The 26,434-nt window shown below is 29.9% G+C and carries 24 protein-coding genes; 16 read left to right on the forward strand and 8 right to left on the reverse strand.

The genetic code is table 11. The features are described from left to right. The 13 genes from L1S49_RS11525 (at nt 1) to L1S49_RS11585 (ending at nt 13,944) form a co-directional block, all read left to right on the forward strand. On the forward strand, nt 1–1,281 hold the full coding sequence (locus L1S49_RS11525) for a pitrilysin family protein (protein ID WP_238904506.1): 1,281 nt from the start codon (nt 1–3) through the stop codon (nt 1,279–1,281). A 68-nt stretch (nt 1,282–1,349) separates the two neighbouring features. Beyond that, on the forward strand, nt 1,350–1,628 hold the full coding sequence (locus L1S49_RS11530; protein WP_073015996.1) for a YlmC/YmxH family sporulation protein: 279 nt from the start codon (nt 1,350–1,352) through the stop codon (nt 1,626–1,628). A gap of 20 nt (nt 1,629–1,648) precedes the next feature. Then, nucleotides 1,649–2,848 carry an aspartate kinase gene (gene dapG / locus L1S49_RS11535; protein ID WP_073015998.1) on the forward strand — a complete coding sequence of 400 codons (1,200 nt, stop codon included), beginning with the start codon at nt 1,649–1,651 and terminating at the stop codon, nt 2,846–2,848. A 50-nt stretch (nt 2,849–2,898) separates the two neighbouring features. After that, on the forward strand, nt 2,899–3,642 hold the full coding sequence (locus L1S49_RS11540) for an ATP-dependent Clp protease proteolytic subunit (protein WP_238904508.1): 744 nt from the start codon (nt 2,899–2,901) through the stop codon (nt 3,640–3,642). A gap of 92 nt (nt 3,643–3,734) precedes the next feature. Beyond that, entirely contained in the window at nt 3,735–6,026 is a 2,292-nt protein-coding gene (locus L1S49_RS11545) for a DNA translocase FtsK (RefSeq protein ID WP_238904510.1), read from the forward strand. A 78-nt stretch (nt 6,027–6,104) separates the two neighbouring features. Further along, entirely contained in the window at nt 6,105–7,439 is a 1,335-nt protein-coding gene (gene rimO / locus L1S49_RS11550; protein ID WP_238904512.1) for a 30S ribosomal protein S12 methylthiotransferase RimO, read from the forward strand. Then, entirely contained in the window at nt 7,426–8,013 is a 588-nt protein-coding gene (gene pgsA / locus L1S49_RS11555; RefSeq protein ID WP_073016007.1) for a CDP-diacylglycerol--glycerol-3-phosphate 3-phosphatidyltransferase, read from the forward strand. The genes rimO and pgsA overlap by 14 nt, the downstream gene beginning before the upstream one ends. Before the next feature lie 141 nt (nt 8,014–8,154). Continuing rightward, complete coding sequence (recA, locus tag L1S49_RS11560; RefSeq protein WP_073016010.1) at nt 8,155–9,219, forward strand: recombinase RecA; 1,065 nt, start codon at nt 8,155–8,157, stop codon at nt 9,217–9,219. A 249-nt stretch (nt 9,220–9,468) separates the two neighbouring features. After that, nucleotides 9,469–11,001 (forward strand): ribonuclease Y, encoded by a 1,533-nt coding sequence (gene rny / locus L1S49_RS11565; RefSeq protein ID WP_238904593.1) that lies wholly within the window; start codon nt 9,469–9,471, stop codon nt 10,999–11,001. A gap of 169 nt (nt 11,002–11,170) precedes the next feature. After that, the gene (locus tag L1S49_RS11570) at nt 11,171–11,431 is read left to right on the forward strand and encodes a stage V sporulation protein S (RefSeq protein ID WP_021802087.1); all 261 of its coding nucleotides are present in this window, start codon (nt 11,171–11,173) and stop codon (nt 11,429–11,431) included. Between the two features lie 118 nt (nt 11,432–11,549). Continuing rightward, nucleotides 11,550–12,392 carry a PHP domain-containing protein gene (locus L1S49_RS11575; protein ID WP_238904514.1) on the forward strand — a complete coding sequence of 281 codons (843 nt, stop codon included), beginning with the start codon at nt 11,550–11,552 and terminating at the stop codon, nt 12,390–12,392. Further along, on the forward strand, nt 12,389–13,582 hold the full coding sequence (locus L1S49_RS11580) for a pyridoxal phosphate-dependent aminotransferase (RefSeq protein ID WP_238904516.1): 1,194 nt from the start codon (nt 12,389–12,391) through the stop codon (nt 13,580–13,582). Before L1S49_RS11575 ends, L1S49_RS11580 begins: the two co-directional genes overlap by 4 nt. Nucleotides 13,583–13,683: 101 nt before the next feature. Then, a complete protein-coding gene (locus tag L1S49_RS11585) occupies nt 13,684–13,944 on the forward strand; it encodes an HPr family phosphocarrier protein (RefSeq protein WP_021802084.1) in 261 nt (86 codons plus the stop codon). Nucleotides 13,945–13,971: 27 nt separating this feature from the next. Here the strand turns inward: L1S49_RS11585 and L1S49_RS11590 are convergent, their stop codons facing one another. Continuing rightward, on the reverse strand, nt 13,972–14,193 hold the full coding sequence (locus L1S49_RS11590) for a DUF378 domain-containing protein (protein WP_021802083.1): 222 nt from the start codon (nt 14,191–14,193) through the stop codon (nt 13,972–13,974). 144 nt (nt 14,194–14,337) lie between these two features. Between L1S49_RS11590 and purB the strand changes: the two genes are divergently transcribed. Further along, nucleotides 14,338–15,774 (forward strand): adenylosuccinate lyase, encoded by a 1,437-nt coding sequence (gene purB / locus L1S49_RS11595; protein ID WP_238904518.1) that lies wholly within the window; start codon nt 14,338–14,340, stop codon nt 15,772–15,774. Nucleotides 15,775–15,795: 21 nt separating this feature from the next. Here the strand turns inward: purB and L1S49_RS11600 are convergent, their stop codons facing one another. Then, nucleotides 15,796–16,689 (reverse strand): hypothetical protein, encoded by an 894-nt coding sequence (locus L1S49_RS11600; protein ID WP_238904521.1) that lies wholly within the window; start codon nt 16,687–16,689, stop codon nt 15,796–15,798. A gap of 243 nt (nt 16,690–16,932) precedes the next feature. On the opposite strand from L1S49_RS11600, the gene L1S49_RS11605 reads away from it, so the two are divergent. Then, the gene (locus L1S49_RS11605) at nt 16,933–17,922 is read left to right on the forward strand and encodes a tyrosine recombinase XerC (protein WP_238904523.1); all 990 of its coding nucleotides are present in this window, start codon (nt 16,933–16,935) and stop codon (nt 17,920–17,922) included. A 264-nt stretch (nt 17,923–18,186) separates the two neighbouring features. On the opposite strand, the gene L1S49_RS11610 is transcribed toward L1S49_RS11605, so the two are convergent. Continuing rightward, the gene (locus tag L1S49_RS11610; protein ID WP_238904526.1) at nt 18,187–18,573 is read right to left on the reverse strand and encodes a hypothetical protein; all 387 of its coding nucleotides are present in this window, start codon (nt 18,571–18,573) and stop codon (nt 18,187–18,189) included. A 138-nt stretch (nt 18,574–18,711) separates the two neighbouring features. Here L1S49_RS11610 and lexA point away from each other — a divergent pair, with 138 nt between their 5' ends. Continuing rightward, nucleotides 18,712–19,311: a transcriptional repressor LexA gene (gene lexA / locus L1S49_RS11615; protein ID WP_073016030.1), complete on the forward strand. Its 600-nt coding sequence runs from the start codon at nt 18,712–18,714 to the stop codon at nt 19,309–19,311. Between the two features lie 46 nt (nt 19,312–19,357). Here the strand turns inward: lexA and L1S49_RS11620 are convergent, their stop codons facing one another. The 5 genes from L1S49_RS11620 to mutS all read right to left on the reverse strand — a co-directional run bounded on the left by L1S49_RS11620 (nt 19,358) and on the right by mutS (nt 26,433). After that, entirely contained in the window at nt 19,358–20,647 is a 1,290-nt protein-coding gene (locus L1S49_RS11620; RefSeq protein WP_238904529.1) for a methionine gamma-lyase family protein, read from the reverse strand. A gap of 68 nt (nt 20,648–20,715) precedes the next feature. Then, nucleotides 20,716–20,949: an RNA chaperone Hfq gene (gene hfq / locus L1S49_RS11625; RefSeq protein WP_021802076.1), complete on the reverse strand. Its 234-nt coding sequence runs from the start codon at nt 20,947–20,949 to the stop codon at nt 20,716–20,718. Nucleotides 20,950–20,997: 48 nt separating this feature from the next. Continuing rightward, entirely contained in the window at nt 20,998–21,942 is a 945-nt protein-coding gene (miaA, locus tag L1S49_RS11630) for a tRNA (adenosine(37)-N6)-dimethylallyltransferase MiaA (RefSeq protein WP_238904532.1), read from the reverse strand. A 1-nt stretch (nt 21,943) separates the two neighbouring features. Beyond that, nucleotides 21,944–23,806, reverse strand: coding sequence for a DNA mismatch repair endonuclease MutL (mutL, locus tag L1S49_RS11635; RefSeq protein ID WP_238904533.1), 1,863 nt, complete (start codon nt 23,804–23,806; stop codon nt 21,944–21,946). A gap of 17 nt (nt 23,807–23,823) precedes the next feature. Then, nucleotides 23,824–26,433: a DNA mismatch repair protein MutS gene (mutS, locus tag L1S49_RS11640; protein WP_238904536.1), complete on the reverse strand. Its 2,610-nt coding sequence runs from the start codon at nt 26,431–26,433 to the stop codon at nt 23,824–23,826. Nucleotide 26,434 lies beyond the last annotated feature (1 nt).

Below are 26,434 nucleotides of genomic sequence, written 5' to 3' on the forward strand. Positions count from 1 at the left end.
ATGTACAATTTATATACTCTAGAGAATGGTCTAAGGATTGTAACTGAACAAATAGAACATGTAAACTCCATAAGCGTTGGGGTTATAGTTAAAAATGGTTCTAGAAATGAGACGGAAGATTTAAATGGGATTTCTCATTTCATAGAGCATATGTTGTTCAAGGGAACAGACAAAAGATCAGCTAAAAGTATTGTAGAAGAAATAGAAAATGTAGGTGGTCAAATTAATGCATATACTAGTAAGGAATCGACATGTTACTATATTAAGGCATTAAATACGCACTTAGAGTTATCTATAGATGTACTTTCAGATATGATATTGAATTCTAAATTTGATGATGAGGAAATAAAAAAAGAGCAAAGTGTTGTAGTTGAGGAGATTTATATGAGTGAAGATTCTCCAGAAGATGTCTTAGGAGATCTTCATGCTGTTTCAGCCTTTTATAAGGACTCTTTAGCTTATCCTATTTTAGGAACTCCAGAAACTGTAAGAAGTTTTGATTCAAGCAAGATAAAAAGTTATATTGAAGAAATGTATACTCCAAGTAATACCGTTATATCAATATGTGGAAACTTTGATGAAATTAATTTGAAACAACTTATAGAAAAATATTTTGGCGATTGGAGTGCATCTAATAAAGAAGCATTTGAATACAATACTCCAGAGATTAAGAGAAGTTTTCTGTATACTGAAAAGAATATAGAACAACTACATATAAATTTTGGACTTACAGGAATTAAGCAGGGAGATGAAAGAGGATATAGCCTTTTATTACTAAATAATATATTAGGTGGTGGGGCATCTTCTATACTTTTCCAAAAGGTTAGGGAAGAGTTAGGATTATGTTACTCAATATATTCGTATCTTCTTACATATCAAAATACAGGTACTTTAAATATATATACTGGATTAAGTCCATCATATGCTGAAAAAGCTATTAATGTAATAAAAGAAGAACTATATGATTTTAGAGGTAGAGAATTTACCCAAGTAGAAATAGATATAAATAAAGAGAAAATAAAAGCAAGTTATATTCTTGGTCTAGAGAGTACTTCTTCTAGAATGTTCAACAATGGTAAATCTGTTTTGTATAAAAATAAGATAGTTACGCCTGATGATTTGATAAAGAAAATAGATGCTATAAACAAAAATTCTATTAAAGAAGTTCAAGAAATTTGTTTTAATGATGGCATTATAAATGGGGCATTTGTAGGTAGAAATGTTTCACTTGAAACTCTTAGCAGTTTATGTCAAAATAATGTTGTATCTTTTAATAAATAAAAATCCTCTTAATATTTTAGTTATAAAATCCCTTCTTAATGAATATTAATTTTTGAGGAGGGATTAACATGAATGATAATACAATTAAAACATTAAGTGAAATTGAAAACTTTGAGATAATTAACGTAAATGATGGAGAGAAGTATAACTATCTTTCTAATAATGACATAATAGTGGATGGCGAAGGAAGACTAAAGTTTCTAATTGTCAATCTAAGTAACTCTAAATTCACTTTTTTTGGTGGAAATGAATATTTAGAAATACCATGGGATTATGTAAAAAAAATTGGGGCAAAAACTATTATACTAGATGTAGAAGAGGAAAACATTAAAAGAGCAAGGCTTTAAATAACAGGGGGAGTGGTATTTTGAAAATTATAGTACAAAAGTTTGGAGGAACGTCAGTTTCGACTCCAGAGAGAAGAAAGTCTGTAGTTGATAAAGTTAAAAATGCAATAAGCGAAGGATATAGTCCTGTAGTAGTAGTTTCTGCTATGGGAAGAAAAGGGGAAGCTTATGCAACTGATACACTATTATCACTTTTAAGCAGTGATTTTAAGGATGAAAACAAACAAGCAGCTGATTTATTAATGTGTTGTGGGGAGATAATTAGTTCGGTTGTAATGAGTAATGTTTTTTACGAAAATAATATAGCTGCAGTTCCTTTAACAGGAGGACAAGCAGGCATACTAACTGATGATAACTTCTCTGATGCAAAATCTTTAAATGTAAGTACTAAAATCCTAATGGATATATTATCTCAAGGAAAGGTTCCAATTGTTACTGGATTCCAAGGGGTGACTCAGGATGGATTTTTAACTACATTAGGAAGAGGGGGAAGTGATACCTCTGCTGCATTAATAGGTGCAGCACTAAAGGCTGAAGCTATTGAAATATATACAGATGTTGATGGTATAATGACAGCTGACCCAAGAATAGTAGAAGAGGCCGCATTAATAGATATTATAAGCTATAATGAAGTTTTCCAACTTGCTGAACAAGGGGCTAAGGTTATACATCCAAAAGCTGTTGAAGCTGCAATGAGAGGCAATATTCCTCTTATAATTAAAAATACTATGAGTGACTGTAAGGGAACATTAATTAATAATGTTGGAGATATACAAAACACAAGAATTATAACAGGTATAACTCATCTAAGTGGAAGAACTCAAGTGTCTATAAAGAGTGAGGATAATCAAGGAAATAATCATTATAAAGAACTTTTAGATATATTAGCAAATAATAACATAAGTTTAGATTTAATCAATATCTTCCCAAAGGAAAAAATATTTACAATTGATGATTCAATGAAAAATAGATTAGAGAAGATATTTAAAGATATTAATATAAAATATACTATTATAGAAAACTGTAGTAACTTAGCTATTGTAGGTTCTAGAATGACTGGTATTCCTGGAGTAATGGCTAAAATAATCAAAGCTTTAAGTGATAGTAACATAGAAGTTTTACAAACTGCAGATTCTCACATGACAATATGGTGTTTAATTCACACTGACAATGTTCAGAAGGCAATTAATACATTACATAGAACTTTTGAATTAAGTTAGTATAAAATATATCCTCCTGTACAAAATATAAAAGTACAGGAGGTATGTTTATGTGGAATAATTTTTATGAAATAGATAATAAAAAGTTAAAAGATGATGATAAAATTATAGATAAAAATCACGGTGATGAAAAAAAAGAAACTAAAGAAGAAAATGATGATATTGCGTCTATAAAAGAATTTGGAAATACTTCCGTTTCTAAACCAGACGAAAGAATTCAGATTGTATCTATAATAGGTCAAATAGAAGGGCACATGGTTTCGCCTCCTAATACTAAAACGACTAAATATGAACATGTAATTCCTCAGCTTATTTCTATGGAACAAAATCCAGAAGTTAAGGGAATACTGATTATTTTAAATACAGTAGGAGGAGATGTAGAGGCAGGTCTTGCCATTGCTGAAATGATAAACAGTCTCTCAAAACCTACAGTTTCTTTAGTTATTGGAGGAGGCCATTCTATAGGAGTACCTCTTGCAACATCTGCGAGCGTATCTTTTATATCTCCATCAGCAACTATGATAATTCATCCTATAAGAATGAATGGGCTTGTAATAGGAGTACCTCAGACATTTAAGTATTTTAATAAGATGCAGGATAGAATAAATGATTTTATAGTGAGGACATCAAAGGTTAATAAAGAAAAGCTTAAAAAACTTATGATGGAAACTGATGAGCTTTTAAATGATATGGGAACTATACTTATTGGTAAAGAAGCTGTTGATATAGGACTTATAGATGAGGTTGGGGGCATAAAAGCCGCTTTAGATAAGTTGGAATCTATGATAGAATAAATATATAAATAAACCATAGGGTTTCCTGTGGTTTATTTATATTAAAGAGGATATTTGACTAAAATGTAGAATACAAATTTAGGGGTGATAAAATGGCGAGGAAATCTAGTAAAAAAACATCAAATAAAAATAAAAGCAATTCAGATATAAAAGGACTACTTTGGATAGCTGCTGGATTTATTTTAATGATAGGAGTTTATACAGATTTAGCAGGACTTTTTTCAAATATATCTAAGAATATTTTATTTGTTTTAATTGGAATAGGATCATATGTTATTCCGTTATACATAATGTATTATGGAGTATTAACAATAAAATCTAAAGGAAACTTAAGCATTAATAAAAACTTATATCCCGTAACATTTTTTATGATTAACACAATTTTAATGGTATCTTCTTTAAGTATAGATAGTGTAGAAGATAAAAATATTTCTTTAATGGAATTTATATTTAAAGTTTTTGATAATCCTTCGTGGAACAATGGAGGTTTACTTGGAATAATAATTAGTTATCCTTTGTACAAGCTCCTAGGAATAATAGGATCTATTATTATATATATGCTTATATATGCTATATGTCTAATACTGATATTTGACTTATCAATTTTCGATATAGGATTAAATTTAAAAACAAAAAGTAAAGATATAAAAGATAAGGTTAGTTCAAAAAATAATCTTAAAGAAAAAAAGAAAGAAAATATCCAATTAGAGCCATATGTTGAGCAGGATGGTTATATAGAAGGAATAAATAAAAAGATTAAGATACTAGACTTTATGAAAAATTCCTCTATTCACTCAGATGAGGGAGAGAAGCCTAGAGAGATAGCTGTGTTTCAAATGGGGGATACCAAAAGTGAGTCAAAGAGTGAAAGTAAAAAACTAGACAATAACTTAAAAGAAGTAGTTAATAGAGAGATAACAGAGAAAATAACAGAAAGTAAAGCAGATGTAAAATACAATATACCTAAATTAGAATACCTAAATACAAACAATAATTTAAATATAAATAAAGAAGATAAAAAGGAACTTATTGCATCTGCAACCAAGTTAGAAGAAACATTAAGTTCATTTGGAGTTGAAGCGAAGGTTCTTCAAGTTACTAAAGGACCTGCGGTAACAAGATATGAATTGCAGCCGAGTGCTGGCGTTAAAGTATCAAAAATAGTTAATCTCTCAGATGATATAGCACTTAGTTTAGCTGCCTCAGGGGTAAGAATTGAAGCGCCTATACCTGGAAAGTCTGCGGTAGGAATTGAGGTTCCAAATAAAGTTATAACTGCTGTATTTCTAAGAGAGGTTTTAGATGAGGAAAAGTTTAAGTCAAGTAGTAGCAGTGTAGCCTTTGCAATAGGAAAAGATATTGCAGGACAATGTGTTGTGGCAGATTTGAGTAAGATGCCTCATTTACTTATAGCGGGGGCAACAGGTTCAGGTAAATCAGTGTGTATAAATACACTGATAATGAGTATATTGTATAAATACTCACCATCAGAAGTATCTCTTTTAATGATTGATCCTAAGGTTGTAGAATTAAGCGTTTATAATGGGATACCTCACTTATTAATCCCTGTAGTTACAGATCCTAAAAAAGCTGCTGGAGCTCTTAATTGGGCTGTAAATGAAATGACTAGAAGATATAAATTGTTTGCTGAAACTGGAGTAAGAAATATTCAATCATATAATACTCTAATGGAAAAAGGTGAAACAGAAGAAAAGTTACCTTATATAGTTATAATAGTAGATGAATTAGCTGACTTAATGATGGTATGTCCAAATGACGTTGAAGAATATATTGCAAGATTAGCTCAAATGGCTAGAGCTGCTGGGATGCATTTAGTATTAGCAACCCAAAGACCATCTGTAGATGTAATAACAGGGGTAATAAAGGCAAACATTCCATCTAGAATTTCTTTTGCTGTATCATCGCAAATTGACTCAAGGACAATACTTGATTCATCTGGAGCTGAAAAACTTCTTGGAAAAGGTGATATGTTATTTTATCCAGTTGGGGAATCTAAACCTCAAAGAATACAAGGGGCTTTTATAAGTGAAGAAGAGGTGGAAAAAGTAGTATCTTCAATTAAATCTGAAATGGAAGAGGCTAATTATGATGAACAAATAATTGAACATATAAATAGTGAAAGCTCTTCTAATGGTAATTCGTCAAATGATGAAGATGCAGATGAGCTACTAGATGAAGCAATAAAGGTTGTAGTAGAGAGTGGTCAAGCGTCAGCTTCATATATACAAAGAAGACTTAGAATTGGATTTAATAGAGCGGCAAGAATAATAGAGCAACTTGAAGAAAGAGAGATTATTACTAAAAAAGATGGCTCAAAACCGAGACAAGTATTAATAACTAGAGAAGAAATAGAAGATTTTTAGATAAAATACTTGTTTTAAGTTAAAAAGAGATTTAAAATTAAATTTGTAATTTATTACTTAAGCACAGGAGGAGTTGTTTTGACAAAATATAAAGTAGGCTTAGTTAGCTTAGGTTGTGACAAAAATAGGGTTGATTCTGAAATTATATTGGGACAAATGAAAACAAATTATGATTTCACTAATGATCCAAAAGAAGCTCATATAATAATTGTAAATACTTGTGGATTTATAGAAAAAGCAAAACAAGAATCTATTGATACAATTTTAGAAATGGCTAAATATAAAAATAAATATAATTGTAAGTTGTTAATTGCAACAGGATGTTTAACTCAGAGGTATTCAAAAGAATTAAGTGAACTTATGCCAGAGATAGATATAATGCTAGGAGTTAATGACTACAAAAAAATTAATGAACATATTTCTAACTACATTGAAAGTGAGCAAAAAATATTATCCGTGGATTACTCAGATAACAATATAAATGAAGGAGAAAGAGTAATAACTACAGATAAAAGCACTGCATACTTAAGGATTGCAGAAGGTTGTGATAATTTCTGTACTTACTGTATTATACCTAAAATAAGAGGCAAATTTAGAAGTAGATCAATAGAAAGTATCATAACAGAAGCAGAAAAATTAGTTAAAAATGGCGTTAAAGAAATTATATTAGTAGCCCAAGATACAACTAGATATGGGGTTGATATATATAATGGAGAAAAGAAATTACCTACCCTTTTAAAAAAGTTATGCACAATTGAAGGCCTTAAATGGATAAGGATAATGTACTGTTACCCAGAAGAAATAACAGAAGAACTTATAGAGGTAATGGCAACTGAAGAAAAGATATGTAAGTATATAGATCTTCCTATTCAACATATTTCTAATAAAATATTAAAGCTAATGGGAAGAAAGACAACAAAAGAAACTATAACAAATAAGATAGATTCACTTAGAAAAGCTATGCCAAGCATTACATTAAGAACTTCTTTGATAGTTGGATTCCCAGGGGAATCTGATGAAGATTTTGAAGAACTAAAGAGTTTCTTAAAAGAGTATAAACTTGAAAAAGTAGGTGTATTTAAATACTCACAAGAAGAAGATACTCCAGCTGCTAATATGAAGGAGCAGATTTCTGAAGAGGTAAAAGATTTAAGAGAAAAAGACCTTATGATTTTACAACAGGAAATTTCAACTGAAATAAACAAATTGAAAGTTGGAAGAATTTATGATATTCTTGTAGAAGGATATGATGGAGAATTTTATTCGGCTAGAAGTGAAGAATTAGCACCAGATATCGATGGAAATATACTTATAAAAGGAAAAGACATTGAGATAGGACAATACTTAAAAGCTAAGATAACTGAAGCTTTGGAATATGATTTACTAGGGGTTGTTTGTGATGAATCTTGCTAATAGATTAACTATTATTAGAATTTTTTTAGTTCCTGTATTTTTAATTTTTATTGCACTTAAAATTGATTATGGAACATTTATAGCAACATTTATATTTATTTTGGCATCTTTAACAGATAAGCTAGATGGATATATAGCTAGAAGTAGAAATCAAATAACTACATTTGGGAAATTTATGGATCCTTTAGCAGATAAACTTTTAGTAACATCTGCATTAATCTCACTTGTTGAGCTACAAGTAATGCCTGGTTGGGCAGCTGTTATAATAATTGCAAGAGAATTTGCTATTTCTGGATTAAGAACTCTTGCCGCTAGTGATGGTGTTGTTATTGCAGCATCTTGGTGGGGAAAAATTAAAACCGTAATTCAGATTATAGCAATCATAGCTTTACTACTAAAAGTAAATATAAATAATTCACAGATATTATTAGAAAAATTTACTTCTAATAATGTATTACATGGGTTATATGTTTATTTACCTGAAGTTTTGTTATATATTGCAGTTGTAATAACAATATTATCTGGAATTGATTATTTTAATAAAAATAAACATACCATTAATACGAATAAGTAGAATAAAATAAATAAATATGGTCTATAATTCTAATAAAAGTTCCAACTAATAATTGGAACTTTTATGTTATATATGTTGACATTAAATAATATGTATTTTATAATATAAATAGAACAAATGTTCGTGAAAGGATGAGATTTAATGGCTAATTTAGATACGGAAAAACTTAAGGCTATAGAAGCCGCTATGGGACAAATAGAGAAACAATTTGGAAAAGGTTCAATTATGAAATTAGGCGAAAATCATGGAATGAGTGTTGATTCTATTTCAACAGGTTGCTTAGACCTAGATATTGCTTTAGGCATAGGCGGTGTTCCAAGAGGAAGAATTATTGAAATATACGGACCTGAGAGTTCAGGTAAAACAACAGTTGCATTACATATTGTAGCTGAAGCTCAAAAGTTAGGTGGAGCTGTAGGATTTATAGATGCTGAACATGCTTTGGATCCTAGCTATGCTAAGAATTTAGGTGTTGATACAGAAAACTTAATAGTATCTCAACCTGATACTGGTGAACAAGCACTAGAAATAGCAGAAGCTCTAGTTCGTTCAGGGGCTATTGATGTAATAGTAGTAGACTCTGTAGCAGCTTTAGTACCAAGAGCGGAAATAGAAGGAGAAATGGGAGATGCCCACGTTGGATTGCAAGCTAGATTAATGTCTCAAGCATTAAGAAAATTAGCGGGAAGTATTAGCAAATCTAAGTGTGTAGCTATATTTATAAACCAATTAAGAGAAAAAGTTGGTATAATGTTTGGAAATCCTGAAACAACACCAGGAGGAAGAGCACTTAAATTTTATGCATCAGTAAGAATGGACGTTAGAAGAATTGATTCAATAAAGCAAGGTGAAAATGTTGTTGGTAACAGAACAAGAGTTAAGGTTATTAAAAACAAAGTAGCTCCACCGTTTAGAAATGCAGAATTTGATATAATGTATAATGAAGGTATATCTAGAGAGGGTAACTTAATAGATGTAGGAGTAAAGGAAGGCATCATTCAAAAAAGTGGTGCATGGTTTTCTTATGGCGAAGCAAGACTTGGCCAAGGACGAGAAAATGCTAAACAATCATTAAAAGAAAACCCAGATTTAGCATTAGAAATAGATAATAAAATTAGAGAAAAATATGGTCTTCCTTTAACTGAAGTTAAAAAGGTTAAAAAGCCTGAAACTGAAAAAATAGAAAAAAAAGTTGAAAATAAATAAATCGCATTGCGATTTATTTATTTTTTTGCTTATTTTTATTTAAAAATAGGTAATAATAAAGATGTAGTAACTTTTATAGTAAAGGATACTGCTTGACATAAGAAAAAAATTGCTATACAATAATAACAAATACTGGTTTATCATATTACTAAACAACAGTTAGAATTTAATATGACATCTTTTTACGCTATCTTATTTTTATTTAATATATTATATTTTGAAGATTGCGAAGGAGGTGTTTGTATGGAAATGAAACTTATTTTAATAGATATAGTGGTTCTAGCTTGTTTAGCTGGATTGCAATATATAGTAATCAATAAAGTTTCAAGAAATAAAATTGATAATTTAGAAAAAGAAGCAAATGATCTTTTGGAGAATTCCAAAAAAGAAGTAGATTCCTTAAGAAAAGAAGCTATTTTAGAGGCTAAAGAAGAGGTTCATAGATTAAGAACTGACTTCGAAAAGGAATCAAGAGAAAGAAGAAATGAAGTACAAAGATTAGAGAGAAGATTAATCCAAAGAGAGGAAGCTCTTGATAAAAAGGGTGAAATCTTAGAAAAGAAAGACGAAACAATTAATAAAAGATTACAAGACATTGATTTAATGGAAGTAAATGCTCAAGAAATTTTAGTTAAAAGAAGACATGAATTAGAAAAGGTTTCTGGATTATCATCTGAAGAAGCGAAACAAATTCTTCTTGATGAAATTAGTAGAGAAATCAAACATGAAAGTGCAATGATGATAAAAGATGTAGAAATGAAAGCTAAAGAAGAGGCTGATAAAAAAGCTAGAGAAATAATTACTACAGCTATTCAAAGATGTGCAGCAGATCATGTTTCTGAAACAACAGTACATGTAGTGGCGCTTCCAAATGATGAAATGAAAGGTAGAATAATAGGAAGAGAAGGTAGAAATATAAGAACCTTAGAAACCTTAACTGGAGTAGATTTAATAATTGATGATACTCCTGAGGCGGTAATACTTTCTAGTTTCGACCCGATAAGAAGAGAAGTTGCAAGAATAGCATTAGAAAAATTGATAGTAGATGGAAGAATTCATCCTGCTAGAATTGAAGAAATGGTAGAAAGAGCTACTAAAGATGTCGAAAACGATATAAAGGAAGAGGGAGAACAAGCTACCTTTGAAACAGGGGTACATGGTTTACATCCTGAGATTATTAAATTGTTAGGTAGATTAAAATACAGAACAAGTTATGGTCAAAATGTTTTAAAACATTCCATAGAAGTTGCTTATTTAGCAGGTTTAATGGCTTCGGAATTAGGCTTAGATGTAAATATAGCAAGAAGAGCCGGATTATTACATGATATAGGTAAAGCAGTGGATCAAGAATATGAAGGACCACATGCTTTAATAGGTGGAGACCTAGCTAAGAAGTATCATGAATCCCCAGTGATAGTAAACGCTATTGCTGCTCATCATGGAGATGTGGAAATGATATCTCTAGAGGCAATATTAGTTCAGGCTGCAGATGCTATATCAGCAGCGAGACCTGGTGCTAGAAGAGAAACTTTAGAAGCTTATATAAAGAGATTAGAAAAATTAGAAGAGATTGCAAACTCATATGAAGGTGTAGAAAAGTCATATGCCATTCAAGCTGGAAGAGAGATTAGAATTATGGTTAAACCAGATCAAGTCGATGATGCTGTGGCTATTGAAATGGCACGTAATATCGTAAAAAACATAGAAGAACAGCTAGAATATCCTGGCCAAATTAAAATAAATGTAATTAGAGAGACACGTGCTGTGGAATACGCAAAATAATCGATAGAAAATACATTTTGTTAAAACAAAATGTATTTTTTTTAAAATTATTTATAATAAAAGAAGGAATTTTAAAATACATATAGAATATATATTAAGGGAAAGAAATAATAGTTAACTTCTAATGTAAACGTATGCGGGTACATTATTAATCTAGGAGGTCAAAATAATGGAAGTATTAAAAGTTTCAACAAAATCTAATCCAAATTCAGTAGCGGGGGCTTTAGCGGCAATAATAAAGGAGAAAAATATCGTAGAAATTCAAGCAGTAGGTGCAGGTGCTATAAATCAAGCTGTTAAAGCTATAGCTATTGCTAGAGGATTTGTTGCGCCAAGTGGAAAAGATATAGTATGTGTTCCGGCATTCACAGATATAATAATAGATGGTGAAGAAAGAACAGCCATAAAATTAATTATTCAACCAAGATAACAAAGAGACAACCCCTTTATGGGGTTTTTTTAATTTTATTAATAATTATGGAATATTTACATCTATCTAATAAAATGATATATTTTTATTATAAAGATATAGAAAATAGGTGAAGATTATGAAGTATGCTGACTTGCATATTCACTCTACATATTCCGATGGCAATTTAACGCCAGAAGAAATTATAAATATAGCAATTGAAAGAAATGTAAAATACATTTCTATAACAGACCATGACACATTGTCTTCACAATATATTACTAAATACCACTATTCAGACATAGACATAATTCCAGGTATAGAATTTTCCACTGAGTATGAAGATGATATAGAGATACATATATTAGGTTATTGTATAGATGTAGATAACCCTACTCTTAAAAATGTTGTAGAAAAGCTTAAGGCTTCAAGAGTAAAAAGAGTAGAAAGTATTATAACAAAATTAAAAGATATAGGGATAAATATAGATATAAATGATTTATGTGTAAATAGCATATCTACACTTGGAAGATCTCATATAGCTCAGTTGTTAGTTAAAAAAGGATACAGCGAGAATTTTAAATTAGCTTTTAAGAATTATTTGATTGAAGGAAAGGCTGGATTTGTTAAAAGAGAAAAAATATACTATAAGGAAGTTTTGGATATCATAAAAAAATCAGGAGGTATAGCGGTTTTAGCTCATCCTGGCGATATACCAAGACAAATGGAATTAGATAATCTATTTAAAAGATTGAAATGTCATGGTTTAAGTGGTGTAGAAATATATCATCCAAGTCATAATAATGAGAAGATAAATACTTTTTATAATCTAGCAAAAAAACACAAGCTTATAATAACTGGTGGGAGTGACTGTCATTCAATAAGCAATAAAAGTTCAAGTCTTATAGGTCAATATGGGGTAAATGAAATACATTTAAATAAATTATTACATTTAGACAAAAGATATGGAGGTAAAATATGAAATTATCACAAAAAGGGGAGCAATTATCGCCATCAATAACTTTGGCTATAACTGCTAAGGCTAAAGAAATGAAAAGTCGTGGGGTTGATGTAGTAAGTTTTGGTGTTGGAGAGCCGGATTTTAATACACCTTCTAATATTATTAAGGCAGCTATAAAGGCTATGGAAGAAGGCAAAACGAAATATACGCCAGCAGCTGGTATATCTGAACTAAAAAAGGCTATAATTAAGAAATTAAAAGAAGATAATGACTTAATTTATAATGAATCGCAGGTAATTATATCTACAGGAGCAAAGCAATGTTTAGCTAATTTGTTTTTGGCAATTTTAAATCCAGGTGATGAAGTTTTATTACCTGTTCCATATTGGGTTAGTTATCCGGAGTTAGTAAAACTTGCAGATGGTAATCCTGTGTTTGTTGAGTGTTTACAAGAAGATGGATATAAGTTTAATATAGATACCTTAGAAAAGTATGTTACCGAGAAAACAAAGGCTATTCTTATAAATTCACCTAATAATCCTACGGGAACTATATATACTAAAGAAGAATTAATAGAGCTTGGTGAATTTGCTAAAAAACATGATTTGTTTATAATAGCGGATGAAATATATGAAAAATTAATCTACGGAGATTATAAACATATTAGCATTGGAAGTTTGAGTGAAGATGCTTACAATAGAACTATTGTTATTAATGGAATGTCTAAGTCTTATGCAATGACAGGGTGGAGAGTTGGATACGCAGCAGGGCCTAAGGAAGTAATTAAGATTATGAGTAGTATACAAAGTCATATGACATCAAATGTGTCTACTATAGGCCAATATGCTGCTTTAGAAGCTCTTGAAGGTCCACAAGATGAATTACATGACATGATAAAAGTTTTTCATAGTAGAAGAGATTTAATGGTGAAATTATTAGATGATATAAATGATCTAGATTATATATATCCTCAAGGAGCTTTTTATGTAATGGTGGATATTAAAAAATTAATAGGTAAGTCTATTGATTCTGTTGTCATAAAAGATTCTTTGACTTTTTCAGATATGCTCTTAGAAAAAGAGAAGGTAGCAGTAGTTCCAGGAATAGGTTTTGGACTAGAAAACTACATTAGATTATCTTATGCTACTTCAAACGATGCCATAATGGAAGGAATAAAAAGAATAAAATCATTTACATTGGCTTTAAATTAAGCAATATTTTAATTTATAGTGTTGAAATTAACTACAAAACAATATATAATGAAATAAGTTATTGATAAACATAACGAAATAAATGCAAAGAGGTGAATTAGATGGTAGTTAAAGAAGTTTTAGTAAAAAACGCTACTGGATTACATGCAAGACCAGCTACTTTATTAGTAAAGAAGGCTTCATCTTTTAAGTCTGATGTTCAAATCGAGTATAATGGAAAAAAAGCAAACGTTAAAAGTTTAATTGGAGTATTATCTTTAGGAGTTACTAAAGATGCTTTAGTGAAAGTTATAGCTTCAGGCGATGACGAAACTTTAGCAGTAGAAGAAGTTGTTAAATTAATAGAAACTTTAGAAGAATAATAAAAAAGGTTCGTATAGAACCTTTTTTTATTGCTCTCTTTTTAATATCATTTTACTTCTAAAAACTAGTGCGACTAAATTTAATCCTGAAACGAATACTATAATATATATTATGCGTTCTAATAGTGGGGCGAATCCAAATAGATAATGAACTAGGTTGAAGTTACATAGACCGTATAAACCCCAATTGATAGAGCCTATAATAACAAATAAAAAAGAAAGTTTGTCTAATAGATTAACTTTATACATATAACCATCTCCCATAATATAATATATGTTTAATTTATATTCATGAAAAATTAGTAATATAACTGATATTTTTTATAAAATATGATATAATAAAATGCGAACTAAAATCAATAAAATAACAAATATATTCGTATGGAGGTTTTTATGACTAGAACTGATTTATACAGTACACCATTAAATTCAAGATATGCATCTAAGGAGATGAGTTTTTTATTCTCGGATGATATGAAGTTTACTACATGGAGAAAGCTTTGGGTTGCCTTAGCGGAATGTGAAAAGGAATTAGGCCTTAATATAACTGAAGAACAAGTTAATGAATTAAAGGCTAATATATATAATATAAACTATGAAGAAGCTATAAAAAGAGAAAAGGAAGTAAGACATGATGTTATGAGTCATGTATATGCATATGGACTTCAATGTCCTTCTGCTAAAGGAATAATACATTTAGGGGCTACATCATGTTATGTAGGAGATAATACTGATGTTATAATAATGAAGGAAGCTTTATTATTAATAAAGAAAAAGATTGTAAGTGTTTTAGCACTGCTTAAAGAATTTTCTTTAAAATATAAAAATATGCCTACACTAGGATTTACACATTTTCAACCTGCTCAGTTAACTACAGTAGGGAAAAGAGCTACTTTATGGATGCAGGATTTGGTTATGGATGTTGAAAATATAGATCATGTATTAAGCACATTGAAGCTTAGAGGAGTTAAAGGAACAACTGGAACTCAAGCTAGCTTTATGACTCTTTTTGAAGGTGATGAAAGTAAGGTTAAAGCTTTAGATGTTATGGTAGCTAAAAGAATGGGTTTTGAGAAAAGTTATGGAGTAACAGGCCAAACTTACCCAAGAAAATTAGACTCTATAGTTTTAAATACATTATCAGAAGTTGCGCAAAGTGCATATAAATTCTCTAATGATTTAAGACTTTTACAAAGCATGAAGGAAGTAGAGGAGCCTTTTGAAAAAAATCAAATAGGATCATCAGCTATGGCTTATAAAAGAAATCCTATGAGATCGGAAAGAATAGGAGCTTTAGCAAGATATGTAATAGTAGATTCATTAAATCCAGCAGTTACTGCAGCTACTCAATGGTTTGAAAGAACATTAGATGACTCTGCAAATAAAAGAATAGCAGTAGCAGAAGCATTTTTAGCTTTAGATGGAGTGTTAAATCTATATATGAATATATCTGAAGGTATGGTGGTTTATGACAAGGTAATAGCGGCTCATGTAAATAATGAATTACCTTTTATGGCGACTGAAAACATAATGATGGAAGCTGTTAAAAAAGGTGGAGATAGACAGGAATTGCATGAAAAGATAAGAGGTTATTCTATGGAAGCTTCTCAAAGAGTAAAAGGAGAAGGGTTAAATAATGATTTAATAGATAGAATAATAGCTGATGGTGGCTTTGGGTTAACTGAAAATGAAATTAGAGATATAATAGATCCTAATAAGTTTATTGGAAGATCTCCAAGTCAAGTAGAAGAGTTTATAGAAGAGTACATAAATCCTATATTAGAAAACAATTCTGAAGCGCTTAATTTAAAAGCTGAAATAAATGTTTAGATGAAGTAGAGGAGAAGACTGTTAATTAGTCTTCTCCTTATTTTTTTCTTTTAAGGTTTTAATTTCTGATTTTAATTTCTCGATTTCTTTATCTTTTTCGCTTAATGAGAACTTTAATTCGGTGGAAATCTTTAAATCATAATACTTTTCTAAGCTTTCTTTAAGTTCATCAGCTGTAAGTTTTTTTTCTCTTTGAAATTCATCTTTCATTTTAGATATTTCTTCTTTGTTAGTGGATTTTATAGTAGTAATTTCGTCTTTGGCTTGGGTTAAAGAGGATTGTAAAAACTCTAATTTACTTTCTATAGAGTTTATATATAGATTCTTTTCTATGATAGTATTGTTTGACGAATTTATCTTTTCCTGAAGATCTTTACTTAAAATTTCATATTCTTTTGCTTTGATATTTTCTTCTTCTAGCTCTTTTATTTTAAAAGATAAAGATTCGTTATCTTTTGTTATTTTATTCATAATAAATTTATTCTGAGCTTGCATTTCATCATAAACTTTTAATGAAGTCTCTTTTTTATTTAATGATTCTTTAAGTTCTGAAATTTGTTCTTGTAATTTTTCATTTTTATCTTTAAGATTTTTTATCTCTTTATTTAATGAAATTATTATATTGCTTTTTTCTTCAAGATCTTTATTAAACTCAGTTTTGAATCGTTCTTCTTCAGTTAAATTGATTTCTAAAGAAGTTAAATACAAATTTTGTATTCTAGAAATGTATTCTTCAAAAATTTCAATTTCTTTTTTTCTATCCTTAAAGACTTCCTTTGCTTCCTTTAGTTCAAATACATGTAATAAGTTTGCTAAACATTGTTCTTGTGTCATTCCGTGTGTTTCAGCTGTTTCTCTAAATGATTTTATAGTTTCTTCTGATAATCTAAATGTTGTCGCCTTTATTTCTCCCATAATACGCCTCCTGTAATACATATAAATACATTGTAATATATATGTATTACAAAAATCAAGTTTAATTAAAGAAATTGATTTGAAAATTCAATTAAACGTAAAAAATCACTATGATTTTAAGCTGAAAATATATTTCTATAAAGATAATGTCGCTAAATGCTTATTTAGCGACATATTTTAGTTGAAAAAAGAGCATAAAAGGTATAAAATACTAATTATTAAGGTGACAAAGGAGAAAATTTAATGAAATATGATATAAATATAGCTTATGATGAGAATATTCCTGAATTACTAGCTGATTTTCTAAATTATCTAAGTACAATCAGAGGGAAATCCCCTAATACTATTGATGGCTACAGAATTGACATTATGATGTTTTTTAGGTTTATAGCAATATATAAAGGTAAAGCTCATAAGAATACTGAATTTAATGAGATTGATTTAAGTTTTATAGATGAGGCTTTTATAAATAGTATAAAGCTTTCGGATTTATATGCATTTGTTTCATTTGCAGAAAAACAACGAGAAAACGGAACTTATGCTAGAGCTAGGAAAGTGGCTGCTTTAAAGTCTTTTTTTAATTTTTTATCAGGAAAACAAGGAATAGTTAGAAATAATCCAGCTAAAGAGTTAGAATCTCCAAAACTTAATAAGCGCCACCCTGTTTATTTAACTTTGGATGAGTCTATTAAGCTTTTAAACTCTATGGATAGAAGTTATAAATTTTATGCTAGAGATTATTGCATGATAACTATATTTTTAAATTGTGGAGTGCGTGTTTCAGAGCTTTGTGGTATAAATATATCTAAAATTAAGGGAGATATATTAACTATTATAGGAAAAGGTAATAAGGAGAGAACAGTTTATTTAAACGAAGCTTGCATTAAAGCTTTAGATTCTTATATGATAGAAAGAAAAAAAATAAAAAATATATCCGAAAACGACAATGATGCTCTCTTTATAAGTTCGAAGGGAACGAGAATAAATAAAAGAAGCGTCGAAAGAATAGTAAAGAAATATACGATAGAAGCTGGATTAACTGAGCAAAAATATACTCCTCATAAATTACGCCACACTGCTGCTACTCTCATGTATAAGCATGGAAATGTAGATATAAGAAGTCTACAAAGCATTTTAGGGCATGATAGTATATCTACAACTCAGATATATACTCATGTTGATGATGAGGTCTTAAGAGAAGCTGTAAAACAAAATCCTTTAGCGAAGTTATAAACATCTGACCTGTAGAAGTTTTTTCTTTTTAAAAACTTCATTAGACTCATTATTCATAAGAAACTTGTTTAAATGATTTATGCTCAGTTAACCAGTAAAATGGTTAAGAACTTAAGAACTTAAGAACTTAAGAACTTAAGAACTTAAGAACTTAAGAACTTAAGAACTTAAGAATTTAAGTTCTTAAGAATTTAACCAGAAAACTGCTTAAATTCTTAAATAGTTTTCTGGTTAAATAAAAAACAAAGGATAAGGAGATTTTTTCTAAAATCTCTTTATCCTAATTAATCCTGGGTAAATCTCCTCTGAGTTTTCTTCCAATGCAATATCATCATCTAAAATATTTTGAACATCATCTATATATTCGATGTGATCCCATGCATCTTCATACTCTTCTTCTTCAAGAAAGCTGGATTCATCAAAAACTTCTACACTATCTTCTTGATCATCTATTTCTTCTTCAAGTGATTCACTAGATTGAATTGAAGTTTCTTCAGATACTTTAGCAATTTCTTCGATTTTAATTGCCCTGATGTCTACGCCCTCAGCTTCTAAACATTTTCCGCAATTATCACAAATTTTATTTGAATCATATATACAGTTATCATCATCTACAAATTCAGAATCATTAAAAACATTGATCTTATCCATTATAAATCTCCTTTTATTTTATTACAAACTAGATTATATCAAATTAGCATAAACTAATCAAATTAACTTATGGGAACATAGGTTTGAATATTTGAAATACGTATGTTATAATAGGAATCAGTTAGAGAGGTGTTAATAATGACAAGGGATAAACAATCAGAAATATATAAATTTCTTAAAACTTATACTGAAAACAAAGGATACCCACCGTCTGTAAGAGAAATATGTGAGGCTGTAGATTTAAAGTCAACCTCAACTGTTCATGGTCATCTTAAGAGACTTGAGAAAAAGGGTTTTATTAAAAGGGATCCTACTAAGCCAAGAGCTTTAGAAATAGTTGAATTAAATGCAGCTAAAAGAGAAATGCTTAACATACCTATAGTTGGTAAGGTTACCGCTGGAACTCCTATCTTAGCTACACAAAATATAGAGGATTCATTTCCTATACCTATTGAATATATAAAACATGATAGAGAATTATTTATGCTTAAAGTTTCTGGTGAAAGTATGATTGATGCTGGAATTAATGATGGCGATTTAGCTATTATTGAACAATGCACTACTGCTTTAAACGGAGAGATAATAGTTGCTTTAATAGAAAATGAAGCTACTATAAAGAGATTTTTTAAGGAAAAAGATCATATAAGACTTCAACCAGAAAATAAAACTATGGAGCCTATTATAGTTGATGACTGTGCTATATTAGGTAAACTTGTAGGATTGTTTAGAGCATATTAAAAAACTGGCGTTAAGCCAGTTTTTTTATTTTATGCAAATTAATAGATTACTGTATATTTAGTACCTTTGATAAAGCTATAAGTATGCCTATTTTAGCATGATCAAAGGTTAAACCACCTTGAAGGTATGCTATGTATGGTTCTCTTATTGGTGCATCAGCAGATAATTCTATACTTGATCCTTGAATAAAGGCGCCAGCTGCCATTATAACTTGATCATTATATCCTGGCATATCCCATGGCTCACACTCTAAAAATGAATCTATAGGAGATCCTTTTTGTATTCCCTTACAGAAAGCAATAAGCTTCTCTTTGTTTCCAAACTTTATAGCTTGTATTATATCACTTCTTTTGTCATTAAACTTAGGAAGTACTTCAAATCCAGCAAGTTCGAATATTCTTGAACAGAAAACAGCTCCTTTTAGTGCTTCAATTGCTATATGCGGGGCTAAAAACAATCCTTGGTATAAGCTTCTCATTACACCAAAAGTTGAACCACACTCCCCTCCTATTCCAGGGACAGTTAGTCTGTAGGCAGCTTGAGTAACATACTCTTCTCTACCTGCTATATACCCTCCTGTTGGAGCAATTCCACCACCTATATTTTTGATTAATGAACCTGCTATTAAATCTGCACCTACTTCTGTAGGCTCTTTAGTATCAATAAATTCTCCATAACAGTTATCAACAAAAACAATTACTTCATTTTTTACATTCTTTATGAACTTTATAGCCTTTTCCAAGGCGTCTAAACTAAAAGAATTTCTCCAACCATAACCTGTACTTCTTTGTAAGTGTACTAATTTTATAGAAGAATCTTCTTTTAATATTTTTTCTATCTCATCGTAATTAAAATCCCCAGATTCAGTTAAATCAATTTGTTTATAATTAACTCCATATTCTTTTAAAGAACCTATCTTTTTGCCTTCATCAAGACCTATTATATTATGGAGGGTATCATATGGTGTTCCTGTTACAGCAAGCATAGTGTCATTTGGACGAAGATTACCGAACAAGGCTGTACCTATTGCATGAGTTCCATTTACAAAGTGTGGTCTTACTAGAGCGCTTTCTGCCTTAAATATGTGTGCATATACCTTATCTAGAGCATCTCTGCCAATATCACCATAACCATAGCCAGAGGAATTGGTAAAATGAGAATCGCTTATTCTCTCCTCTTGAAGGGCTTTTAAAACTTTGATTTGGTTATACTCTCTTATTTCATCATAGATTTTAAATTGATCTTGAATATCCACTATTGTCTTATTGTATAGACTTATAGTTTCTTCACTTATATTATACTGGTTCTTTATATATTCTATTGTTAAATCTAACATTTATATCCTCCATTTTTTAAATACTTCATCAAATAAAAGCTCTCTATGCACTGCATAGAGAGTATATATTATACATTCTCGTTATTAAATAAAATTATTTTTGCAGGGTTTATAGTTGAAATGGCATGCTTATATATCATCATCTGCTTTCCATCACAATCTAAAATTACAGTAAATGCATCAAAACCTTTAACGTATCCTTTTAATTGAAAGCCATTTGTAAGGTATACAATTACAGCTATTTTATTTTTTCTTGCGCCATTTAAGAAGATATCTTGCAAGTTATTATTTTGCTTATTCATATAAACTCATCCTCCATATTTCCATAAGAAATTAATTCTATTATACTCTTAAGATTGTATTATGTCACCAGTTATTTTGTTAACAATATCTATATCACCATCAAAAGTATCCTTATCTATAAATATAGATCTAGGATCTTTTCTAAACCAAGTAAGTTGTCTTTTAGCATAGTTTCTACTTCCTTGCTTAATTGATTCCATAGCAAATTCTAAAGAGGTTTTGTCATTAAGGTAATCTAGAAGCTCTTTATATCCAATACCTTTCATTGACTGCGTATCACTTGTTAATCCCATATTTTTTAGAGTTTTAACTTCATCAAGAAGACCTTTTGACATCATAAGATCTACTCTATAATTTATTCTTTCATAAAGCTTAGCTCTATCCATATTCAAAACATAATAATGTAGATCATAATCACAGTTATATATACTTTCTCCTAGATTGTATGATGAAAATGGTTTTCCTGTTAAATGATATACTTCTAAAGCGCGGATTACCCTCTTTACATTATTATAGTGAATTTGCTCTGAGGATACTTGATCGACTTCTTTAAGCATATTATGTAAAAATTCATTTCCATGCTCTTCTGATAGCTTAAGTAGATGTTCTCTATACTCATCATCTTTTTCACTTTCAGTAAAAGTCATATCACAAATTATAGAATTTATATATAATCCAGTACCACCAACTATTATAGGGAACTTCCCTCTAGAATAGATATCTTCCATACTCTTTAGGCACATATCTTTAAAATCTGAAACTGAAAATTCTTCTCTAGGATCAAGAAAGTCTATTAAATGGTGAGGAATATCACACATTTCTTCTTTTGAAATTTTTGCTGAACCTATATCCATATGTTTATATATCTGCATGGAATCAGCTGAAATTATCTCTCCGTTTAATTCTTTTGCAAGTTTAACGGCTATATCACTCTTCCCAACTGCTGTAGGACCACCTATAACTAATAATTTCTTTTTGTTTGTTTTATTCATTTTAGGTAACTCTCCTAAATCTTTTTTCAAGTTCATAATTTGATATTTTTATTATTGTTGGCCTTCCATGAGGACAATGATAAGGATCTTTCATGTATCTCATAAGGTTTATAAGTTCTTTCATTTCTTCTAAGGTTAACTCATTATTAGCCTTTACAGCAGACTTACAAGATAATGTTGCTATTTTGTTATATTTTACTTCTAAGGTAGTGCCGCTTCCTAAAGCTTTAAGGTTATCTAGAATACTTAAAAATAGGCCCTTAGGATCTAGTTTACCTAAAAAGTACGGAACCTCTTTTATAGCAATGGTATTTACACCAAAGGGTTCGCAGGTGAATCCAGCATCCTCAAAAACTTTTAAATTATCTTCATAATAAACATAATCATCTAAAGTAAGCTGAATTACAGATGGAATTAATAGAGGCTGAATCTCTACTTCCTTATTTTTTATAGAATCATAATACTTTTCAAAGAGATACTTCTCATGAGCCGCATGCTGATCTACTATATAGAGATTTTCATTATATTCACATAGTATATAGGTTTTATTATATTGCCCTATAACTCTATAAGGTGGCAGCTTAGGCTCTGGTACTGTATCTATATAGTTAGGCTCTTTAGGTATAGGTACAGTAGTGCTAGATTCGTAGGATTCATTAATCTCTTTTATTTCTGGTTTTACACTTTTAAGATCTACAGGTAATTCAACTGATTTTTGCTCTGTATAAGTTTCAGCAGAATATTCAGGATATATGGGCTTAGTAACCTCTGGCACTATTTTAGGAATAGTTTCACTGAAAGAAGAGGTATCTTCAAAGTGTACATTTTCGTATATTTCTTCTTTTGAAACTTCATCATCCATAAAAGAAGCTTTTACATTTTCTTTTAAAGCATTATGAACTGCATCAAAAACTACCTTATATAAAATTCTCTCATCTTTAAATTTAATCTCTGCTTTAGTTGGATGTATATTTACATCAATAAATTCAGGATAAGTTTCTATATATACTACAAAAAAAGGAAACTTATTAACTGTAGCAAAGGACTTAAAAGCATTTTCTATCGAAGCTGTGATGGTTTTATTTTTTATATATCTTCCATTAATAAAAATACTTTGATTATTTCGGCTTCCTCTTGCAATCTCTTCTTTTCCAACGAAACCATGAACCGTTATTAGATCTGTAGAAGCTTCAAAGGAAACTAAGTTTTCTAAAATATTTTTCCCGTAAATGGTTCTAAGAACATCTTCTTCTTTTTCACTTCCGAAAGTTTGAAAAGCCTTTTTCCCGTTCATAATCAAAGTAAAGGCTACACTAGGATTAGCTATAGCAATCCTAGTTAATATATCATTAATTAAAGCACTCTCTCTTGATTGAGATTTCATAAATTTTTTTCTAGCGGGTACATTAAAGAATAAATCTCTAACCTCTATATAGGTTCCTTTATTTACTCCACTCTCCACAATATGATCTATACTTCCCCCAGTTAAAGATATTTCAACTCCAATATCCTCTGAGGAAGTTTTAGATTTTAGTATGGTTTTAGATATAGAGGCAATAGATGCTAATGCCTCTCCTCTAAAGCCCAAGGTCATTATATTATATATATCCTCTACTTCTTTAATTTTAGAAGTTGCGTGAGGTAAGAAGGCTTTTGATATGTCTTCTTTGTGAATACCATCACCATCATCTATAACTTTTATAAGAGTTTCTCCGCCATTTTCTATTTCAACTATAATATTTTTGCTAGAAGCATCTATAGAGTTTTCTACTAATTCCTTAACTACAGAAAAAGGTCTTTCTACTACTTCACCAGCAGCTATTTTATTTGAAGTTTGTGAATCTAATATATTTATTCTTTTCAAAGGGAGAAACACCTCCTTTATTTTAGAAGCTCTTTAGCTTCTTTAATAATATTGTGTAGATTATTCATAGCATCCATTGGTGTCATATTTAATATATCAAGGGTAGCTAATTTGTTTAACATCCCATCTTTAGCCAAGGACCCAAAATCCATCTGCATGGAAGTATCTACATTATTTTTAGTTTTAGCTTTAGGTTTTTCTTTAGTTTCTATTTTAGATTTTGAGGTTTGATTTTTTTCTAAACCTTCAAGTATATCTTTAGCTCTTTCTATAACTTCAGTAGGCAACCCGGCTAATTTTGCAACTTCTATTCCATAAGATTGATCTGCTCCACCTGGAACTATTTTTCTAAGGAAGATAATAGTATCGTTTATTTCTTTAACAGAAACAGAGAAATTTTTAACCCCACTAATCTCAGCTTCTAGTTGAGTTAATTCATGATAGTGAGTTGCAAATAATGTTCTAGGTTTTAGTTTACCTTTACTTAAATATTCTATAACAGACCAGGCTATACTTAAACCATCATAAGTTGAGGTTCCACGTCCAACCTCATCTAAAAGGACTAGAGAGTTCGACGTTGCATTTTTTAATATATTTGAAACTTCCCACATTTCAACCATAAATGTTGATTTACCGCCAGCTAAATCATCTGAAGCACCTATTCTTGTAAATATTTTATCACATATTCCTATATCACCAGATGTTGCAGGGATGAAACACCCTATTTGAGCCATTAAGGTTATAAGAGCTACCTGCCTCATATATGTAGATTTCCCAGCCATATTAGGACCTGTGATTATTAATAATTGATTATCTTTAATGTCAAGTTTGGTATCATTAGATACAAACTCTCCTCTATCAATTACCTTTTCAACTACAGGATGCCTACCTTCTGTAATAGTAGTTTTTCCTAAATTATTTAGCTTAGGTCTAACGTAGTTATTTTCCATAGCTAGTTTTGAGAAGGTTGAAATTACATCTAGTTCAGATATAATTTTTGCAGTTAGTTTTAATCTATCAACAGCAGCTTCAACTTCATCACGAATTTCGCAGAAGACATTATATTCTAAAGCGATAAGTTTTTCTTCTGCACCTAATATATCGTCTTCAATTTTCTTTAACTCATCGGTTATGAATCTTTCTGCATTTGCAAGGGTTTGCTTTCTTATATATCTACCTTCAGGTATATTTGAATAATTAGCTTTACTTATTTCAATATAATATCCAAAAACCTTATTATATCCAACCTTTAAGGATTTAATCCCTGTAAACTCTCTTTCTTGGTTTTCTAAAGCGGCAATCCACTCTTTTCCTTTAAATTTAGTTTCTCTAAGTTTATCAATAGTTTCATTATATGAGTCTTTTATTATGTTTCCTTCTTTTATAGATAAAGAAGGATCATCTAAAATAGAATTTTCTAGTAGATCTCTAATATCTGCTAATTCATCTAAGTCATTGTAATATGTACTAAATAAAGAACTATTGAACTTAGAAATTATATTTTTAATAGTTGGCACCTTAAATAAAGATAACTTTAAGCTGATTAAATCTTTAGCTGATACATTTTTATTAGATACCTTACCTATTATTCTCTCTATATCATATATGGCCTTTAGAGCTTCCCTAAGCTCTTCTAAATCTATTAAGGTATTACGAAGCTCATCTACAGCGTCTAGCCTACTGTTAATCTTTTCTAAGGAAATTAGGGGTTCGTCTATCCATCTTCTTAAGGTTCTTGATCCCATAGAAGTTTTAGTTTTATCTAATACCCAAAGTAGAGAATCCTTTTTATTTTTATCTTTAATATTTTCAGTTAACTCTAGGTTTCTTCTTGAAGAGGCATCTATAGTCATAAAGTCTTCTATATTATAGAAGTTTATAGTATTAATATTAGACAAAGACATTTTTTGAGTATCTATAATATATTTTATTAATGAATTAATTGAAGATTTTTTTTCATCCTGAACTAAGTTAAACTCTATATCTTTGAATTGATCATAAAGATAGCTATAGTCATTCTCAAAATACATATTGTCTCTAAAAGAGATAAGTCCATTATATATTAAAGCAAATTCAGCAGTATGATCTCTAAAATCATCATTTAATATCACTTCAGATGGTTTATATTTAGATATTTCATCTCCAATTAAAGAAATATCATATGTAAAACTAGTACAGTAGAAGTCCCCAGTTGAAATATCTGTTGAAGATATAGCACATAAATTTTCTTTAGATTTATATATAGACATAATAAAGTTATTTTTACTATCATCAATAAAAGCTGTATCTGTAAATGTTCCTGGGGTTATTACCTTTATTACATCTCTTTTAACTATTCCTTTAGCTAATGCTGGATCTTCTACCTGCTCCCCTATAGCTACCTTGTAGCCTTTAGAAATAAGTCTTCCAATATAAGAGTTAGCAGCATGGTAAGGTATACCACACATAGGTGCCCTACTCTCTAAACCGCAGTCTCTTCCTGTTAGAACAAGTTCTAATTCTTTTGAAGCTACTTCAGCATCTTCAAAAAACATTTCATAAAAATCGCCTAATCTAAAAAATAAGATACAATCTTTATACTTTTCTTTTATTTCAAAGTATTGTTGCATCATTGGAGTTAAAGCCATA

It is taken from the genome of Clostridium sp. YIM B02506 (assembly GCF_022324845.1).
In the GTDB taxonomy this organism is placed as follows: domain Bacteria; phylum Bacillota; class Clostridia; order Clostridiales; family Clostridiaceae; genus Clostridium_T; species Clostridium_T intestinale.

Excerpts from the sequence above, each read along its gene's own strand:
- L1S49_RS11525 (WP_238904506.1), top strand. The coding sequence starts at position 1 with ATGTACAATTTATATACTCTAGAGAATGGTCTAAGGATTGTAACTGAA.
- L1S49_RS11530 (WP_073015996.1), top strand. The coding sequence starts at position 1,350 with ATGAATGATAATACAATTAAAACATTAAGTGAAATTGAAAACTTTGAG.
- L1S49_RS11540 (WP_238904508.1), top strand. The coding sequence starts at position 2,899 with ATGTGGAATAATTTTTATGAAATAGATAATAAAAAGTTAAAAGATGAT.
- L1S49_RS11545 (WP_238904510.1), top strand. The coding sequence starts at position 3,735 with ATGGCGAGGAAATCTAGTAAAAAAACATCAAATAAAAATAAAAGCAAT.
- pgsA (WP_073016007.1), top strand. The coding sequence starts at position 7,426 with ATGAATCTTGCTAATAGATTAACTATTATTAGAATTTTTTTAGTTCCT.
- recA (WP_073016010.1), top strand. The coding sequence starts at position 8,155 with ATGGCTAATTTAGATACGGAAAAACTTAAGGCTATAGAAGCCGCTATG.
- rny (WP_238904593.1), top strand. The coding sequence starts at position 9,469 with ATGAAACTTATTTTAATAGATATAGTGGTTCTAGCTTGTTTAGCTGGA.
- L1S49_RS11570 (WP_021802087.1), top strand. The coding sequence starts at position 11,171 with ATGGAAGTATTAAAAGTTTCAACAAAATCTAATCCAAATTCAGTAGCG.
- L1S49_RS11575 (WP_238904514.1), top strand. The coding sequence starts at position 11,550 with ATGAAGTATGCTGACTTGCATATTCACTCTACATATTCCGATGGCAAT.
- L1S49_RS11580 (WP_238904516.1), top strand. The coding sequence starts at position 12,389 with ATGAAATTATCACAAAAAGGGGAGCAATTATCGCCATCAATAACTTTG.
- L1S49_RS11585 (WP_021802084.1), top strand. The coding sequence starts at position 13,684 with ATGGTAGTTAAAGAAGTTTTAGTAAAAAACGCTACTGGATTACATGCA.
- L1S49_RS11590 (WP_021802083.1), bottom strand. The coding sequence starts at position 14,193 with ATGTATAAAGTTAATCTATTAGACAAACTTTCTTTTTTATTTGTTATT.
- purB (WP_238904518.1), top strand. The coding sequence starts at position 14,338 with ATGACTAGAACTGATTTATACAGTACACCATTAAATTCAAGATATGCA.
- L1S49_RS11600 (WP_238904521.1), bottom strand. The coding sequence starts at position 16,689 with ATGGGAGAAATAAAGGCGACAACATTTAGATTATCAGAAGAAACTATA.
- L1S49_RS11605 (WP_238904523.1), top strand. The coding sequence starts at position 16,933 with ATGAAATATGATATAAATATAGCTTATGATGAGAATATTCCTGAATTA.
- L1S49_RS11610 (WP_238904526.1), bottom strand. The coding sequence starts at position 18,573 with ATGGATAAGATCAATGTTTTTAATGATTCTGAATTTGTAGATGATGAT.
- lexA (WP_073016030.1), top strand. The coding sequence starts at position 18,712 with ATGACAAGGGATAAACAATCAGAAATATATAAATTTCTTAAAACTTAT.
- L1S49_RS11620 (WP_238904529.1), bottom strand. The coding sequence starts at position 20,647 with ATGTTAGATTTAACAATAGAATATATAAAGAACCAGTATAATATAAGT.
- hfq (WP_021802076.1), bottom strand. The coding sequence starts at position 20,949 with ATGAATAAGCAAAATAATAACTTGCAAGATATCTTCTTAAATGGCGCA.
- miaA (WP_238904532.1), bottom strand. The coding sequence starts at position 21,942 with ATGAATAAAACAAACAAAAAGAAATTATTAGTTATAGGTGGTCCTACA.
- mutS (WP_238904536.1), bottom strand. The coding sequence starts at position 26,433 with ATGGCTTTAACTCCAATGATGCAACAATACTTTGAAATAAAAGAAAAG.